This window comes from Streptomyces sp. NBRC 110035, from assembly GCF_000829695.1.
In the GTDB taxonomy this organism is placed as follows: Bacteria; Actinomycetota; Actinomycetes; order Streptomycetales; family Streptomycetaceae; genus Streptomyces.
In genome coordinates this window covers 16,695-33,101 of the sequence record NZ_BBNN01000034.1, presented here as the reverse complement: position 1 = coordinate 33,101, position 16,407 = coordinate 16,695, and the positions used below count along the sequence as shown (strand labels likewise).

The following is a 16,407-nucleotide window of genomic DNA, read 5'->3' as shown; positions in this document are numbered from 1 at the left end:
CGGGCGCCCTCCGCCCCGGCACCTGCCCTACAGCGCCCTGAGCGCCGCGGTCGTCGCCCTCGCCAGGGCTGCCAGGTAGCCCTTCGGGAGTGTCGGGTTGCGGATGACGACCGAGCGCCAGTACAGCGGGCCCGAGATCAGGTCGAGGGCCAGGGCGTGGTCGACGCCGGGGCGCACCTCGCCGCGCTCCTGGGCCGCCGTGACGACGCCCTTGGCGACCCCGTCCTGGCCCTCCCGCAGCGCCTTCTGCAGTGCCTCGGCGATGTCGGGGTTGCGGGCGGCCTCGGCCTGGAGGTCGGGGAGGATCTGCGAGGCGACGGGGTGGCGCAGGGCGCGTGAGGTGACCTCGTACAGCAGCCGCAGGTCGCCCTCCAGGGAGCCGGTGTCCGGCGCGGGCAGGCCCTGCACGGCGATCGCCGAGACCAGGTCCAGGACCAGGTGCAGTTTGGACCGCCAGCGGCGGTACACGGCGGTCTTGCCGACACCCGCGCGGCGCGCGATGCCCTCGATGGACATCCGCGCGTAGCCGACGGCCGCGAGTTCCTCGAAGACCGCCGTCCGGATCGCCTCCGTCACGTCCTCGCGCAGTACGGCGGCCCCGGCGGGGGCCCTGCGGCGCGGAGGCGGCTGGGGCTCCTCGGCGTTCGTCGTCATGCGGACCAGCATAGGGCGTGACGACGATACGGACCCGTTCTGACGACAGCACGTACACCGATCCGGCACAGACAGGCACGGGAGCGGAGCTGCGCCGGGACCGGAACGGACCCGGCCGGGACCGGAGAGGACGGGCCGACCCCCGGGCCGTCACGACGAAACGGTTGCGTTCCGACGTGCGTTCGGCCTACGCTCGCGTTGCGACGATACGGTGCCGTCCCGACGTGGGTGAACGCGCGACGATGCGCGGGGAAACACCGGGCGGAGCCCGGCACCGCACGACCCCGCCGTCTCCCCCACCCCCTAGCGAAAGCAGCGGATGTGAGTCAGGTCCTCCACACACCGCCTCCCGCACCGGTCCACCCGGCCGCCGAGGACGACCTCCCCGCCCTCGCCGCCCGCCACGGCCTCACGGTCAGCGGCGCCCGCCCCACCCTGCCCGCCTACGTCCGCGAGCTGTGGGCGCGCCGGCACTTCATCCTCGCCTTCTCCCGGGCGAAGCTGACCGCGCAGTACAGCCAGGCCAAGCTCGGCCAGCTGTGGCAGGTGGCCACGCCGCTGCTGAACGCGGCCGTGTACTTCTTCATCTTCGGCCTGCTGCTGGGCGCCCGCCGGGGCATTCCGAGCGACGTCTACGTCCCGTTCCTGGTGACGGGCGTGTTCGTGTTCACGTTCACGCAGAGCTCGGTCCTCGCCGGGGTGCGGGCCATCTCCGGCAACCTCGGCCTGGTGCGGGCCCTGCACTTCCCGCGGGCCGCGCTGCCCGTCTCGTTCGCGCTGCAGCAGCTCCAGCAGCTGCTGTTCTCGATGATCGTCCTGGTCGTCGTGGTGATGGCGTTCGGCAGCATGCCCGCCCTGTCCTGGCTGCTGGTCGTCCCCGCGCTGCTGCTCCAGTTCGTCTTCAACACCGGCCTCGCGCTGATCTTCGCGCGCCTCGGCAGCAGCACGCCGGACCTGGCCCAGCTGATGCCGTTCGTGCTGCGCACCTGGATGTACGCCTCGGGCGTCATGTTCAGCATCCCGGCGATGCTCGCCGACAAGGACGTCCCCCACTGGCTCGCCGACGTCCTGCAGTGGAATCCCGCCGCGGTCTACATGGACCTGGTCCGCTTCGCGCTGATCGACGGCTACGGCTCCTCGTACCTGCCCGCCCACGTGTGGGCGTTCGCGCTGGGCTGGGCGCTGCTGGCCGGCGTGATCGGCTTCATCTACTTCTGGAAGGCTGAGGAGAGGTACGGCCGTGGCTGACAACACCGACGAGAAGATCCCCACCGTCGTCGCCGACGGTGTCGACATCGTCTACCGGGTCAACGGCACCGGCGCCGGACGCGGCAGCGCCACCGCCGCCCTCAACCGCATCGTGCGCCGCCGCAAGACCGAGAAGGCGTCCGGCGTGCGCAAGGTCCACGCGGTGCGCAACGTGTCCTTCGTCGCCCACCGGGGTGAGGCGATCGGCCTCATCGGCACCAACGGCTCGGGCAAGTCGACCCTGCTCAAGGCCGTCGCCGGCCTGCTCCCGGTGGAGAACGGCCGGATCTACACCGACGGCCAGCCCTCCCTGCTCGGCGTCAACGCCGCCCTGATGAACGACCTGACGGGCGAGCGGAACGTCATGCTGGGCGGGCTCGCCATGGGCATGTCCCGCGAGGAGGTCCGGGAGCGCTACCAGGAGATCGTCGACTTCTCCGGCATCAACGAGAAGGGCGACTTCATCACCCTGCCGATGCGCACCTACTCCTCCGGCATGGCGGCCCGGCTCCGCTTCTCCATCGCGGCGGCCAAGGACCACGACGTCCTCCTCGTCGACGAGGCGCTGGCCACCGGCGACCGCTCCTTCCAGAAGCGTTCCGAGGGCCGCATCCGCGAGCTGCGCAAGCACGCCGGGACGGTGTTCCTGGTCAGCCACAGCAACAAGTCGATCCGTGACACCTGCGACCGCGTGCTGTGGCTGGAGCGCGGCGAACTGCGCATGGACGGCCCGACGGACGAGGTCCTCAAGGAGTACGAGAAGTTCACCGGCGGCCCGGACAAGGCCCGCAAGCCCAAGCCGAAGCCCAGGACCGGGCCGGAGCCCGGGGCCGGGGCCGAGCCGAAGCCGGATCCCGAGCCCGTTCCGAAGCCCGCCTGAGCACCGGCACCGCAACGCCGCAGGGGCGCCCCGGACCATCCTGTCCGGGGCGCCCCTGCGCGTGGTGAGCCGTGGGCGGGCCGTGCGCGTACGCGCGGTGCCCTACGCGTGCGAGCGCAGCAGCGTCCGCATCGTCCGCATCGCCACCGACAGGTTCGCCAGGTCGAAGGTGTCCGAACTCTGGATCTCGTCCAGGGTGGTGCGGGCCCGGCCGATGATGGCCTCGTTCTTCGCCTCCCACACCGTGAACCGCTGCTCCGGTGTCGCCGTGCCGTCGCCCGCCGCGAGCACGTCGGCCGTGACCGCCGAGTGCGCCGCGTACAGGTCCTCGCGGATCGCCGCGCGGGCCATGGACTGCCAGCGGTCGGCGCGGGGCAGCTCGCTGATCCTGTCCATCAGCTGGGTGATGCGCAGCCGGTCGGCGAGGTCGTAGTACACCTCGGCCACGTCCAGCGGCTCCTTGCCCATGCGGTCGGCCACCGAGACGATGTCGATCGCCGCGAACGCTGAGGAGAACCCGGCCACCCGGGTGGCGAGTTCCGAGGGGACGCCGACGCCCGTCAGCTCGTCGTGGATCTTCTGGAACCACTTCAGGTCCGCGCCGCGCAGCAGCTTCGGCAGCTGGGACCAGACCAGCTCGACGCGCTCGGCGAAGAACGTCACCGTCTCCTCGAGTTCCAGCGGCTGCGGCCGGTTGTTCAGCAGCCAGCGCGTGCCGCGCTCCACCAGCCGGCGCGAGTGCAGCCTGATCCGGGTCTGGACGTCCGCCGCGACCAACGTGTCGAGGGCCTCGACCCCGTCCCACACCACAGCGGCACGGAAGATCGCGCGGGCCGCGGTCTGGGCCCGGACGATCTCCTCCAGCGAGGCGCCGGTCTCCTCCCGCATCCGGTGCAGGTACGTCGTACCGCCCGTGTTGACCGTGTCGTTGACCAGGACGGTCGTGATGATCTCGCGGCGCAGCGGGTGCGCGTCGATCCGGTCGGGGAACTGCTCGCGCAGCGGGGCCGGGAAATAGGAGTGCAGCAGCACCCTGAGATACGGGTCGTCGGGCAGTGAGGTGCGCAGCAGCTCGTCGGCGACCGTGATCTTCGTGTACGCCATCAGGACGGCCGTCTCCGGACCGGTCAGGCCCTGACCGGCGCTCAGCCGCTCGCGGATCTGGCGGTCGGCGGGGAGGAACTCCAGGGCCCGGTCGAGGTGGCCCTCGCGCACCAGGTACTTCATGAAGCGCTGCTGGGCGTGGAGCATGTCCTTGGACTGGGCCAGGGCGTTGGCGATGGCGGTGTTCTGCGCGTAGTTGGCGCGCAGCACCAGCCCGCCGACCTCGTCGGTCATCGAGGCGAGCAGCTTGTTGCGCTGCTTGACCGTCATGTCGCCGTCCGCGACCAGGGTGTTGAGCAGGATCTTGATGTTCACCTCGTGGTCGGAGGTGTCCACGCCGGCGCTGTTGTCGATGGCGTCGGTGTTGATCCGGCCGCCGTGCAGCGCGAACTCGATCCGGCCGAGCTGGGTCATGCCCAGGTTGCCGCCTTCGCCGACGACGTCGACCCGCAGGTCCTTGCCGTCGACACGGATGGGGTCGTTGGCCTTGTCGCCGACGTCGGCGTTGGACTCGCTCGCCGCCTTGACGTACGTGCCGATGCCGCCGTTCCACAGCAGGTCCACCGGCGCCTTGAGGATCGCCTTCATCAGGTCCGCCGGGGTCATCTTGGTGACCCCGGACTCGATGCCGAGGGCCTCGCGGATCTGCGCGTTGACCGGGATGGATTTGGCGCTGCGCGGGAACACGCCGCCGCCGGCCGACAGCAGGGCGGTGTCGTAGTCCTCCCAGGAGCTGCGCGGCAGGTCGAACAGGCGGCGGCGCTCGGCGTGACCGACGGCCGCGTCCGGGGTGGGGTCGATGAAGATGTGCCGGTGGTCGAAGGCGGCGACCAGCCGGATGTGCTCGCTGAGCAGCATGCCGTTGCCGAACACGTCACCGGACATGTCGCCGATGCCGACGACCGTGAAGTCCTGGCTCTGGGTGTCCACGCCCAGCTCCCGGAAGTGCCGCTTGACGGACTCCCAGGCGCCGCGGGCCGTGATGCCCATGCCCTTGTGGTCGTATCCGGCGCTGCCGCCGGAGGCGAAGGCGTCGCCGAGCCAGAAGTCGTAGGCCTCGGCGACCTCGTTGGCGGTGTCCGAGAACCTGGCGGTGCCCTTGTCGGCCGCGACGACGAGATAGGGGTCGTCCCCGTCGTGCCGGACGACGTCCGCCGGGGGCACGACCGCGCCGGCCACCATGTTGTCGGTGATGTCGAGCAGCGCCGAGATGAACGTCCTGTACGCGGCGACGCCCTCGGCCATCCAGGCGTCGCGGTCCACGGACGGGTCCGGCAGCTGCTTGGCGACGAAGCCGCCCTTGGCGCCGACCGGCACGATGACGGTGTTCTTCACCATCTGCGCCTTGACCAGGCCCAGGATCTCGGTGCGGAAGTCCTCCCGGCGGTCCGACCAGCGCAGGCCGCCGCGCGCGACCTTGCCGAACCGCAGGTGCACGCCCTCCACCCGCGGCGAGTACACCCAGATCTCGAACGCCGGACGCGGCGCCGGCAGGTCGGGCATGGCCTGCGGGTCGAACTTCATGGAGACGTAGTCGTGCGGGCGGCCGCCGCTCGTCTCCTGGAAGAAGTTGGTGCGCAGCGTCGCCTTGATCACCGTGAGGAAGGAGCGCAGGATGCGGTCCTCGTCGAGCGAGGCGACCTGGTCGAGGGCGGCGTCGAGCTCCTCCAGCAGCGCGTCCACCAGCTCGAACCCGGCGCCCTGCCGCTCCGGCGCCATCCGCGCCTCGAACAGGGAGACGAGCAGCCGGGTGGTGTGGACGTTGTTGCGGAGGGTGTCCTCCATGTAGTCCTGGCTGAAGGTGGAGCCCGCCTGGCGCAGGTACTTGGCGTACGCGCGCAGCACCGTCGCCTGACGCCAGGTCAGTCCGGCGCTCAGCACGAGGGTGTTGAAGCCGTCGTTCTCCGCCTTGCCGGTCCAGGTCGCCGCGAAGGCGTCCTGGAACCGCTCACGGGCGTCGTCGCCGAGGTAGTCGGCGCCGCCGGGGGCCTTGGGCAGCCGCAGCCCGAAGTCGTAGATCCAGGCCACGCTGCGGTCGGAGCAGCGCAGTTCGTAGGGCCGCTCGTCGACGACCTCGACGCCGAGCCGCTGGAGCACGGGCAGCACGGCGGAGAGGGAGACGGCCTCACCCTTGCGGTAGATCTTGAAGCGGCGCTCCTCGGGGGCCGCGCCCACCGGCTCGTACAGGCTGAGCTCGAAGTTCTTCTCGTCGTCGAGCTGTTCGAGGCGGACCAGGTCGGCGACGGCGCCGCGCGGCGTGTGGTCGGCCTTGTAGCCCTCGGCGAAGGCGCCCGAGTAGCGGCGCAGCAGTTCGGCGGCGCGCTCCTCGCCCAGTTCGGCGGTGAGGGCCTCGCCGAAGCCGTCGGCCCAGGAGCGGGCGGCCTCGACGAGCCGGGCCTCGATGCGCTCGCGGTCGTGCTCGGAGAGCTGCGGCAGCTCGGTGCCCTGCGGGACGCGGACCACGAAGTGCAGCCGGGAGAGGATCGACTCGGTGTTCCAGGCGGTGAAGTCGACGCTGATGCCGCCGAGTTCCTCCTTGAGGATGTCGATGATCCTCAGCCGCACACCGGTGGTGTAGCGGTCGCGCGGGAGGTAGACGAGGGCGGAGTAGTAGCGCCCGTACTCGTCCTGGCGCAGGTAGAGCCTGAGACGGCGGCGCTCCTGGAGGTAGAGCACCGAGGTGGCGATGGCCCGGAGCTCGTCGGCCGGGGTCTGGAAGAGCTCGTCGCGCGGGTAGGTCTCCAGGATCTGCAGCAGGTCGCGCCCGTCGTGGCTGTGCGGCGAGAAGCCGGCGCGCTCGAGGACCTCCTCGACCTTGCGGCGGATCACCGGGACCCGGCGGACGGACTCGGTGTAGGCGGCGGAGGAGAACAGGCCGAGGAAGCGGCGCTCGCCGACGACATTGCCGTCCGCGTCGAACTTCTTGACGCCGATGTAGTCCAGATAGGACGGCCGGTGCACGGTGGCCCGGCTGTTGGCCTTGGTCAGGACGAGCAGCTTGTGCTCGCGCGCCTTGGCGCGGGCGTCGGCGGGCAGCCGCTCGAAGGACGGGCTGACCGGGTGGCCGTCGTCGGTGAGGTGGTGCGGGTCGGAGCGCAGTATGCCGAGGCCGGTGCCGGGGACGGCGGCCAGCGAGTCGTCGTCGCGCAGCTGGTACTCGCGGTAGCCGAGGAAGGTGAAGTGGTCGTCGGCGAGCCAGCGCAGCAGCTCCCGGGCCTCCTCGACCTGCCCGCCCGGCACGTCGGCGGGGACGGGTTCGTCGGGCAGGCCGTCGGCCAGCAGGGTCGCCGCCTGCCGCATCTTGCCCCAGTCCTCGACGGCCTCGCGGACGTCGGACAGGACGCGCAGCAGGTCGACGGTGATCTGCTTGAGGTCCCCGCGGTCGCTCTCACGGTCGGTCTCGACGTGGATCCAGGACTCGACGTGGGCGTCGTGCGGCAGCTCCCCCCCGGCGGGTTCGGCGCGCACCTCGATCAGCTTGCCGGTGAGGTCGCGGCGCACCACCACCTGCGGGTGGATGACGACGTGGATGCCGCGGCCCTGCCGGGTCAGCTCGTTGGTGACGGAGTCCACGAGGAAGGGCATGTCGTCGGTGACCACCTCGACGACGGAGTGGCTGCACGTCCAGCCGTTCTCCTCGACGGTCGGGGTGTGGACCCGGACACTGGCCGTGCCCTGGGGGCGGTTCTCGGCCAGCCGGAAGTGGGAGACGGCTGCTCCGAAGATGTCGACCGGGTCGCGGCCGACAAGGTCCTCCGGGGCGGTGTGCAGGTAGTAGCGCTGGAGGAACGCGAGCACGGTGTCCCGGTCGGGCATGCCCTTGTCCGTCGTCCCGGTCGGCAGTTTCCCCCCGGCCGGGCTGTTCTCAGCTACCCGGGCAGCCTTTTCGAGCAGCTCGGCCTTTGCTTCGTCCAGCTTGGTCTGCATTGTCCTCTGGCTCCTGTCGCGCGCCGTTGCGTGACGTAGAAGGAAGTACGGTCTCTGCGCCCGCGGTGCGGTAGTACGTGGCGGGGTGTCCGCTCCGTACCGACGCTATGCCGCAGGATGAGACGAGCGGGGGCTTCTCTGCCCGTTTCGACGCGCCCGACGGGTGTGACATCGCTCTCCGCGACGTGTGGACCCGGGGGATGCGGCGCGTCCCGGGGACCCTCCGGGTCCCGTCCCGCCCGCGAGGACCAGCGAGCGTCACCCGGCCACGGATGTCGTCCGTGCTCGCCGGGCGCACAGCAGGGACGACGAGGCCCCCGCGAGCTATCGCGCTGATCACGCCACCCAGGCTATCGCCCCCCGCGGGGGGCCCGTCATGAGCCGTATGTGTACAAAACATGGGGTGGAACTTTGACGTTCTGCACAGTGCGCCCCGGTGCCACCGGGTTCTCCGTCGTCCGTTCCCCCCGCCGTCAGCCCTTCGCCGTGGCGCCCGGCACCCGGCTCAGCCCGCCAGGCGTCGCGCTTCCTCCACGGCCTCCGCCAGCGTGTCCACCACCGGCACCCCCACCGCCTCGAGGCTCGCCCTGCTGTGCGAGCCGCCGGTGTAGAGCACGGCCGACGCCCCCACGTGCCGCGCGGCCAGCGCGTCGTCGGCGGCATCGCCGATCACCACCGTGCGCTCCGGGGCCACGCCGGTCAGCGCGCCGAGGTGCCGCACCATGTGCTCCGCCTTGCCGCCGCCGGACGGCCCGGTCCGCCCGTCGACGCGCAGGAAGTGCGGCTCGATGCCGAAGCCCCGGACCAGGGGCACCAGGTCCTCGTGCCCGTACATGCTGAGGATCGACTGGCTGCGCCCCGCCGACGTCCATCCGGCCAGCAGCTCCGCCGCGCCCTCGGTGAGCGCGCACCGCACCCGGTGTTCGGTGTAGTACCGGTGGAAGGTCGCGTCCATCAGCTCCCACTCGGCCCCGGTGGGCAGCCGCCCCATCAGCCGCTCGTAGAACTTCGGCACCGGCACGCAGTACAGCTCCCGGTACCGCTCCAGCGTCAGCGACTCCAGACCCAGCTCGGCGAAGGCCGCGTTCGTCGCCCCGATGACCGCGTCGACGTCGTGGAACAGCGTGCCGTTCCAGTCCCAGACGATGTGCGCGTCCCTGTGCGTCCCCATGCAGAAAAAGTACCCGCCACCACTGACCACCACGGTCACCGTCCCCCGCATCGGCCGGCCTCCGGCCACTGCGGCAGTCGAAGAACACCACCCTCACCACCGCAGCCCGCCGCTTCGGAGTCCGGCCCGCCGTGGTCTCCCCCCTCGAAGATCTCTCCCCCCTCGAACGCGGCGTCCGCCGCGACGACCTCGCCGACAACCACCGCGACCGGCTCCAGACCGCTTGACGACCGGTAGGAGCATCATCGGGGAGAACAGCAGGCCGGCGCCGTATCCGACGATCACGAGCACGACGACGAACCCCGTGTCCCGCCCGGCCGACGCCGACACGAGGACACCGTCGCGCCCCTCGGTGTCGCGGCTAGGCCGTCGGTCCCACCAGGTTCGGGATCTCCTGGGTGGCATACCACAGCAGTTCGTGGTCCTCCGCCCCGTCCACGGCGGACTGCGCGTCGGCGTCCCCGGCGTCGGCCGCGGGCAGGGCCTGCGCGGCCGACGTCACGTCCGACTCCGCGTCCGCCGCGTCCACGTGCACCGCCGCCGCCCGGTCCAGCCGTACGGGACCGTCGACCCGCAGCTCACCGGGGCCGGCGGGATCGGCCGAGGCCGCCCGGTCGGGTACGTCCACGGCGACCACGACCCGGCGTCGCGGGGCTCCGGCGTCCGCCGCCAGCAGCCGCAGCGAGGCCAGCGCGGCACGGCCCAGCGCCGCGTACTCCAGTTCCTCGATGTCCTCGGAGCGGTACCACTCGCGCAGCGCGGGCGTCACGCCGTAGGCGGGCAACGGCCCCGCGCCCAGCTCTCCCGTCCGGTACGCCTCGGCGAGACCGGAGAGGGTCAGGGGGACGTAGACGCGCATGTCGGCCGCTTTCGTGGTCGGGGGCCCGCCGGGGATCGCGGGACACCTCCGGGAGGGGCGGCCGCATCCGGCCAGGTGGGCCTTCAGGATACGTGCGGGCGTCCCCCATCGGGTTGCTGCCCACCCCCTCGGCGGCGTCCACTCCGGGCCCGGAATTCACCCGGTCCGCCCGCTCCCGTGCGGGGCCGACCGGCTGTCGTTCACTCGGATAAGTGAACCCTCCGGCCGCCCCGACACGGTTCACGGTTCCTTGCCGCCGCCCCGCGTCGCCCCGTAGAAGATCCCCACCACGAAGTTACTGCCTGGTATCGCCCCGGTCCCCCGGCCGGCGGCGCCGCCCGGCCCGTTGAACGGGGTCCCATGAACAAGGTCATGACCAGGGCACAGCGCCGCACCGGCACGCGTCCTCCCGGCCGCCGCGACACGCGCCGCCCGACCGGCACCACCCCGCCGCGCATCCCCGCAGGAGGCGCCGCCCCCGCCCCGCCGCACGGCGAGGACCGTCCCTCTCCCCCGCCCCGCACCGCTTCCACCCGCCCCGCCGACAACCGCCCGCCGTCCTTCGCCACGACAGCCCCGGCGACGCCCGGACGCCCTCGTCGCCTGCCACTGCCGCTGCCCGCGGACCCCGCGCAGGAAGCGTCCGTGCGCGCTGCGAGGGCCGTCCCCGCCCGCGCTCCGCGTCCCGCCACGCGCCGGCCGCCGTACCTCACCGACGCCCCCCGACCGGCCGCCGTCCCTGCGCGGGAGCCGGCTCCCGCCGCCCCCCGGGTGCCCGTCCAGACCCCCCGACGGCCCGTCCCGCAGCCCCGCCCCACCGACCACTTCGCCGAACTGCTGCTCGCCGTCCTGAGCGGTCAGCGGCCCGTCCACTCCATGCTCCGGCACACCGCGGGCCGCGCCTACGACGAGCTGGCGGACCTCGCCGAGCGCGGTCCACTGCGCACCCGCGGTACCCGGCCGGTCGTGCGCGACATCGGCTACTACGTCCCCCGCGAGGGTGCTCTCGAGGTGTTCGCCCGGATCGGTGCGGGGGACAGGCTGCGGGCCATGGCCTTCCGCCTCGAACAGGGCAGCGACCTGCGCTGGCGCTGCACCGCCGTGGAGCTGGGCGGCCCCCGCCCGCCCCGCCCGCACGGCCACTGAGCCCCGGGCATCCCCCTCGGGCACCGTAGACGCCCGAGGGCCGGGCACCCCTGGGGTGCCCGGCCCTCGGCCTCGGCCCGTCCCTCCACCGGCAGCTCACGCCTCCCGGTGGAGCAGCGGTCACTTCTTGCGGCGGCGTCCGCCCCGCGCCTGCTTGCGGCGCTCGGCGCGCGTGAGGCCGTCGGCCTCGGAGCGCACCGGCTCGTCCTCGGCGAACTCGCCCTCGACGGTGCCACCCTCGCCGTCCACCGTCGGCGCGGAGAAGTGCAGGTTCCGCCGCTGTGGGGCGTCGAGCCCCTTGGCACGGATCTCCGGCCGGGCACCCGCCTGAGCGGGCACCGCGTCCTGCGCCGCCGGCTCCGGCCTGGCGTCCTCGACCGGGACCTCCTCGACCTGCTGCTCGACCTGGACCTCCAGGTTGAACAGGTAACCGACGGACTCCTCCTTGATGCCGTCCATCATCGCGGTGAACATGTCGAAGCCCTCGCGCTGGTACTCGACCAGGGGGTCCTTCTGCGCCATCGCGCGCAGGCCGATGCCCTCCTGGAGGTAGTCCATCTCGTAGAGGTGCTCGCGCCACTTGCGGTCCAGGACCGACAGCACGACCCGGCGCTCCAGCTCACGCATGATCTCCGAGCCGAGCTGCGCCTCACGCTGCTCGTACTGCTCGCGGATGTCGTCCTTGACCGTGTCGCCGATGTACTCCGCCGTCAGCCCGGCCCGGTCGCCGGCCTCCTCCTCCAGCTCCTCGACCGTGATCCTGACCGGGTAGAGCTGCTTGAAAGCGCCCCACAGCCGGTCCAGGTCCCAGTCCTCCGGGAAGCCCTCGGCCGTCTCCGCCTGGACGTAGGCGTCGATGGTGTCGTCCATGAAGTGGTGGATCTGCTCCTGCAGGTCCTCGCCCTCCAGGACACGGCGCCGCTCGCCGTAGATGACCTCGCGCTGGCGGTTGAGGACCTCGTCGTACTTCAGGACGTTCTTACGGGTCTCGAAGTTCTGCGTCTCGACCTGCGACTGGGCCGACGCGATCGCGCGCGTGACCATCTTGTTCTCGATCGGCACGTCGTCCGGCACGTTCGCCATGGACATCACGCGCTCGACCATCTGGGCCTTGAACAGGCGCATCAGGTCGTCGCCGAGCGACAGGTAGAAGCGGGACTCCCCGGGGTCGCCCTGACGGCCGGAACGGCCGCGCAGCTGGTTGTCGATCCGCCGCGACTCGTGACGCTCGGTGCCGAGCACGTAGAGTCCGCCGAGCCGCTCGACCTCGTCCTTCTCGGCCTTGACCGCGTCCTCGGCCCGCGCGAGCGCCTCCGGCAGGGCGTGCGCCCACTCCTCGATGTGTTCCTCGGGGTCGAGGCCGCGCTGGCGCAGCTCCGCCTCGGCGAGGTCCTCGGGGTTGCCGCCCAGCTTGATGTCCGTACCACGGCCGGCCATGTTGGTCGCCACGGTGACGGCGCCCCTGCGGCCGGCCTGGGCGACGATCGTCGCCTCACGGTCGTGGTGCTTGGCGTTCAGCACCTCGTGCTGGATGCCGCGCTTGCTGAGCTGCTGCGAGAGGTACTCGGACTTCTCCACCGAGGTGGTGCCGACCAGGATCGGCTGACCCTTGCCGTGCTTCTCCTCGATGTCGTCGACGACGGCCTCGAACTTGGCGACCTCGGTGCGGTAGATCAGGTCCGCCTGGTCCTTGCGGATCATGTCCCGGTTGGTCGGGATGGGGACCACGCCGAGCTTGTAGATCTGGTGGAACTCGGCGGCCTCGGTCATCGCCGTACCGGTCATGCCGGACAGGCCCGGCTGTTCCTTGTCGTCGTGGTCGCGGCGCTTGTAGAGGCGGAAGAAGTTCTGGAGGGTGATGGTGGCGAGCGTCTGGTTCTCGTCCTTGATCGGCACCCCCTCCTTCGCCTCGATCGCCTGGTGCATGCCCTCGTTGTAGCGGCGGCCCGCGAGGATGCGGCCGGTGTGCTCGTCGACGATCATGACCTCGTCGTCGATGATCACGTAGTCCTTGTCGGCCTTGAAGAGCTCCTTCGCCTTGATGGCGTTGTTCAGGTAGCCCACCAGCGGGGTGTTGACCGACTCGTAGAGGTTGTCGATGCCCAGCCAGTCCTCGACCTTGGCGACTCCGGACTCGTGGATGGCGACCGTGCGCTTCTTCTCGTCGACCTCGTAGTCGCCGGTCTCCTCGATGCCCTTGAGCGGGTTGCCGGCCTCGCCGCGCTTGAGGCGCTTGACCAGCTTGGCGAAGTCGCCGTACCACTTGGTGGCCTGGTCGGCCGGACCGGAGATGATCAGCGGCGTACGGGCCTCGTCGATGAGGATCGAGTCGACCTCGTCGACGATGGCGAAGTTGTGGCCGCGCTGGACCAGTTCGTCCTTGGACCACGCCATGTTGTCGCGCAGGTAGTCGAAGCCGAACTCGTTGTTCGTGCCGTAGGTGATGTCGTGGCCGTACTGCTCGCGGCGCTGGGCCGGCGTCATGTTGGCCAGGATGCAGCCGACCTCCAGGCCGAGGAACCTGTGGACGCGGCCCATCATCTCGGAGTCGCGCTCGGCCAGGTAGTCGTTGACCGTGATGATGTGGACGCCCTTGCCCGACAGCGCGTTCAGATACGCCGGCAGCGTGCCGACGAGGGTCTTGCCCTCACCGGTCTTCATCTCGGCCACGTATCCCATGTGCAGGGCGGCGCCGCCCATGATCTGCACGTCGTAGTGCCGCTGGCCCAGGACGCGCTTGGCGGCCTCACGGACGGTGGCGAAGGCCTCGGGGAGCAGGTCGTCCAGGCTCTCACCGTCGGCATACCGCTGCTTGTACTCATCGGTGAGGGCCCGCAGCTCGGCGTCGGAGAGGTCGACGAAGTCCTCTTCGATGGAGTTGACCTGGCCCGCGATGCGGTGCAGCTTGCGCAGGATCTTGCCTTCGCCTGCACGCATGATCTTGGAGAGGACGGACACGGGGGGTGGTCTCCTTGCCGGTCGGGCCTGGGACGGTCGGTTTCCGTTTCACTGCTGAGCAACGGCCATCGTATGCGAGGACCCCACCACGTCGGGAGGCCTGCCGTGACGGTGGCCGCGCGCAGCGTCATATCTGTTGCACGGCTGCTTCACAGGGACAACGTCCGGCCGCTGCGGATGGTGCCGCTCCGCCCGTCGAATGGAGCGAAGGGTGATCATTTCCTCACGTACGGCAAACGGTTGGCGCCGCCCGCCCCTCCGTGAGCAGAATCGGCCGATGGACCCCGTCACCCTCACCACGGACCGTCTCCTGCTGCGCACGGTCGGCCCGCAGGACACCGACGCCGTGTACGCCGCCTGCCAGGACGCCGACATCCAGCGCTGGACCACGGTTCCCTCCCCGTACCTCCCCGAGCACGCGAGGGGCTTCACGGAGGAGATGATCCCGAACGGCTGGGCGAGCGGTTCGATGTTCACCTTCGGCGCCTTCCTCCCCTCCGGGGAACTCACCGGCATGCTCGGCCTCACCATGCAGTCCCCGGGGATGGGGGAGATCGGCTACTGGGGTGTCAAGGAGCACCGCGGCCACGGCTACGTCGCCGAGGGAGTGGTCGCCGTTTCGCGGTGGGCCTTCACGAAGATGTCCGTCGACCGCGTGGAATGGCGCGCCGAGGTCGGCAACCGGGCCTCCCGCGCGGTGGCGGAACGGGCGGGCTTCGTCGTCGAGGGGACCCTGCGCTCCGGGCTCAACAACAGGGGGGTGCTGCGCGACTCCTGGATCGGCTCCCTGCTCCCGTCCGACCTGGGCCTCACGGCGACGGCCCCGTACCTGCCCGCCGTGGAGTGACGGCCCGCCGGACCCGGGACCCCCTCCGGCCCGCCGCACCGGCCCCCCGCACCGGCCCCGTACGCACCGGGCGACGCGTCCGGGTCCGGGCGAGGCCCTTCCCCCACCGGCTTCCGGTCCCTTGCGGCGTTGCTCCCGGCCTCCGCCCCGGCCCGCCCCCGGGCCGGGGCGGAGGCCGGGCTGGAACCTGTTCCGCGAAGTCCTGTCCCGCGGTTCCCGCCGGTGCCTGCGCCCGGCCCGTCTGCGCCGGACAGGTCACCGCCCGCCGTCCGGTCCGCCGCCCCGGCCGTTGATGCTCCTATTGCTGTCAAGCGGCGGTGAGCCAGTCGCGGTAGGTGTTGGCGAGGTCGTCGTCTCGGCGGATTCCGCGTTCGAGGGTGGAGATCGTGGCGGGCCAGACTCCGAAGTGGCAGGCCGCTGCGGTGAGGGTGATGTTCTTCGACTGTCGCAGGGGCCGCAGGTCGGCTGTGTCGGGGCTGGTGACCGTGGTGGTCAGGCAGCGGAACACCTCCCGGGCGATGGCCCGTTTCAGCAGCCGGATGATCTCCTTTCTTGGTTCGGCCGGCGGCGGTCTGCCGTGCCACATAGTCGCGGGTGCGGGGATCGCTGGACATGCGGACCAGGGCGATGCGGTAGAGGGCGGCGTTGGCCGCCCGGTCGCCGCCCCGGGACAGGCGATGACGGTTCGTGCGGCCGCTGGAGGCGGGGACCGGGGCGGCTCCGCAAAGGGCCGCGAAGGACGCTTCGCTCCGCATCCGTTCGGGATTGCCGCCCGCGGTGACCAGCAGCTGCGCGGCGGTGTCGGGTCCGACACCGTAGGCCGCCCGCAGGCCCGGGGTGTGTGCGGTGACCTCGGTATCCAGGGCCCTCGTCAGCGCCTCGTGCTCGGCGGTGAGCTCTTTGACGCGGCGGGCCAGACTCCTCAGCGCGGTGAGGACCGCGACGTGAAGAGCGTCGCCGGCCGGCCGCAGCCGGGCCAGGGCCTCGGTCCGGTCGGTGCCCTTGAGCTGCCCGTATTTCGCGCGGACGGCCTCCGGGGCGGTGATGAGGACGTGACCGATCTGATTGAGCGCGGCGGTGCGGGCCTTGACCGCCGAGCGGGCGGCGTTGTGCAGGGCGCGTATCCCAAGGACCGTGTCGTCCTTGGGAGCGCTGTCGGCTCGTCCGGACAGGGCGGCGCGGGCGGCGGCGTAGGCGTCGATCGGGTCGGACTTGCCGGTGCGGCGGCGTTCGGCCCTGTCGGGGCGGTTGACCTCGACGACCTGGTGTCCGTGGGTGCGAGCGGTCCGGGTGAAACCCGCCCCGTAGGAGGAGGTGCCTTCCACCCCGATCGCGCTGACGCGTCCGTGTGCGGTCAGGAAAGCCAGGGCCGCCGCGTATCCGGCGGCGGTGGTGGCGAACTCGGCGTCGGCGAGACGGCCGCCGTTGTCGCTGATGACCGCGACGTGGACGGTGTCGGCGTGGGAGTCGGCCCCGCCGAACACGATCTGGTCCGTGGTGTCGTCCGCGACCGCTGATGTCATGCTGATACTGCCTTCCCAGCCGAAGGTGGGCGCCGGCCGGGTGGCGCAGACAGGACATTGAAGGGGCTTCTGACCAAGCTCCTCAGGTCA

At 71.3% G+C, this 16,407-nt stretch carries 10 protein-coding genes and 1 pseudogene; 4 read left to right on the top strand and 7 right to left on the bottom strand.

From position 1 onward, the window contains the following. Positions 1-27: 27 nt before the first annotated feature. Positions 28-666 carry a TetR/AcrR family transcriptional regulator gene (locus TU30_RS23305; protein WP_042173186.1) on the bottom strand — a complete coding sequence of 213 codons (639 nt, stop codon included), beginning with the start codon at positions 664-666 and terminating at the stop codon, positions 28-30. A gap of 309 nt (positions 667-975) precedes the next feature. Here TU30_RS23305 and TU30_RS23300 point away from each other — a divergent pair, with 309 nt between their 5' ends. Next, entirely contained in the window at positions 976-1,902 is a 927-nt protein-coding gene (locus TU30_RS23300; protein WP_042173184.1) for an ABC transporter permease, read from the top strand. Continuing rightward, positions 1,895-2,782, top strand: a complete 888-nt coding sequence (locus tag TU30_RS23295; RefSeq protein WP_042173182.1) for an ATP-binding cassette domain-containing protein — start codon at positions 1,895-1,897, stop codon at positions 2,780-2,782. Before TU30_RS23300 ends, TU30_RS23295 begins: the two co-directional genes overlap by 8 nt. A 102-nt stretch (positions 2,783-2,884) precedes the next feature. Here TU30_RS23295 and TU30_RS23290 read toward each other — a convergent pair whose 3' ends face one another. The 3 genes from TU30_RS23290 to TU30_RS23280 form a co-directional block, all read right to left on the bottom strand. Continuing rightward, entirely contained in the window at positions 2,885-7,813 is a 4,929-nt protein-coding gene (locus tag TU30_RS23290; protein WP_042173180.1) for an NAD-glutamate dehydrogenase, read from the bottom strand. Positions 7,814-8,318: 505 nt separating this feature from the next. Further along, positions 8,319-8,984: an HAD family hydrolase gene (locus TU30_RS23285; RefSeq protein WP_042173386.1), complete on the bottom strand. Its 666-nt coding sequence runs from the start codon at positions 8,982-8,984 to the stop codon at positions 8,319-8,321. A 361-nt stretch (positions 8,985-9,345) separates the two neighbouring features. After that, the gene (locus TU30_RS23280; RefSeq protein WP_042173178.1) at positions 9,346-9,843 is read right to left on the bottom strand and encodes a hypothetical protein; all 498 of its coding nucleotides are present in this window, start codon (positions 9,841-9,843) and stop codon (positions 9,346-9,348) included. A gap of 360 nt (positions 9,844-10,203) precedes the next feature. Between TU30_RS23280 and TU30_RS23275 the strand changes: the two genes are divergently transcribed. After that, positions 10,204-10,989 carry an Rv3235 family protein gene (locus tag TU30_RS23275; RefSeq protein WP_042173176.1) on the top strand — a complete coding sequence of 262 codons (786 nt, stop codon included), beginning with the start codon at positions 10,204-10,206 and terminating at the stop codon, positions 10,987-10,989. Positions 10,990-11,109: 120 nt separating this feature from the next. Here TU30_RS23275 and secA read toward each other — a convergent pair whose 3' ends face one another. Next, positions 11,110-13,947, bottom strand: a complete 2,838-nt coding sequence (gene secA / locus TU30_RS23270) for a preprotein translocase subunit SecA (protein ID WP_042173174.1) — start codon at positions 13,945-13,947, stop codon at positions 11,110-11,112. Positions 13,948-14,224: 277 nt separating this feature from the next. Here secA and TU30_RS23265 point away from each other — a divergent pair, with 277 nt between their 5' ends. Beyond that, positions 14,225-14,794, top strand: a complete 570-nt coding sequence (locus TU30_RS23265; RefSeq protein WP_042173172.1) for a GNAT family N-acetyltransferase — start codon at positions 14,225-14,227, stop codon at positions 14,792-14,794. A gap of 307 nt (positions 14,795-15,101) precedes the next feature. Here TU30_RS23265 and TU30_RS36580 read toward each other — a convergent pair whose 3' ends face one another. Together TU30_RS36580 and TU30_RS23260 are read right to left on the bottom strand one after the other, a co-directional pair. Next, a complete protein-coding gene (locus TU30_RS36580) occupies positions 15,102-15,302 on the bottom strand; it encodes a helix-turn-helix domain-containing protein (protein WP_234307960.1) in 201 nt (66 codons plus the stop codon). 97 nt (positions 15,303-15,399) lie between these two features. Then, positions 15,400-16,317, bottom strand: a pseudogene (locus TU30_RS23260) (IS110 family transposase); the annotation flags it as partial. Between the last annotated feature and the right edge of the window lie 90 nt (positions 16,318-16,407).

Bases quoted from the DNA above. Each gene is read 5' to 3' on its own strand.
- TU30_RS23265 (WP_042173172.1), top strand. From the start codon at position 14,225: ATGGACCCCGTCACCCTCACCACGGACCGTCTCCTGCTGCGCACGGTC.
- TU30_RS23275 (WP_042173176.1), top strand. From the start codon at position 10,204: ATGAACAAGGTCATGACCAGGGCACAGCGCCGCACCGGCACGCGTCCT.
- TU30_RS23285 (WP_042173386.1), bottom strand. From the start codon at position 8,984: ATGGGGACGCACAGGGACGCGCACATCGTCTGGGACTGGAACGGCACG.
- TU30_RS23305 (WP_042173186.1), bottom strand. From the start codon at position 666: ATGCTGGTCCGCATGACGACGAACGCCGAGGAGCCCCAGCCGCCTCCG.
- TU30_RS23280 (WP_042173178.1), bottom strand. From the start codon at position 9,843: ATGCGCGTCTACGTCCCCCTGACCCTCTCCGGTCTCGCCGAGGCGTAC.
- TU30_RS23290 (WP_042173180.1), bottom strand. From the start codon at position 7,813: ATGCAGACCAAGCTGGACGAAGCAAAGGCCGAGCTGCTCGAAAAGGCT.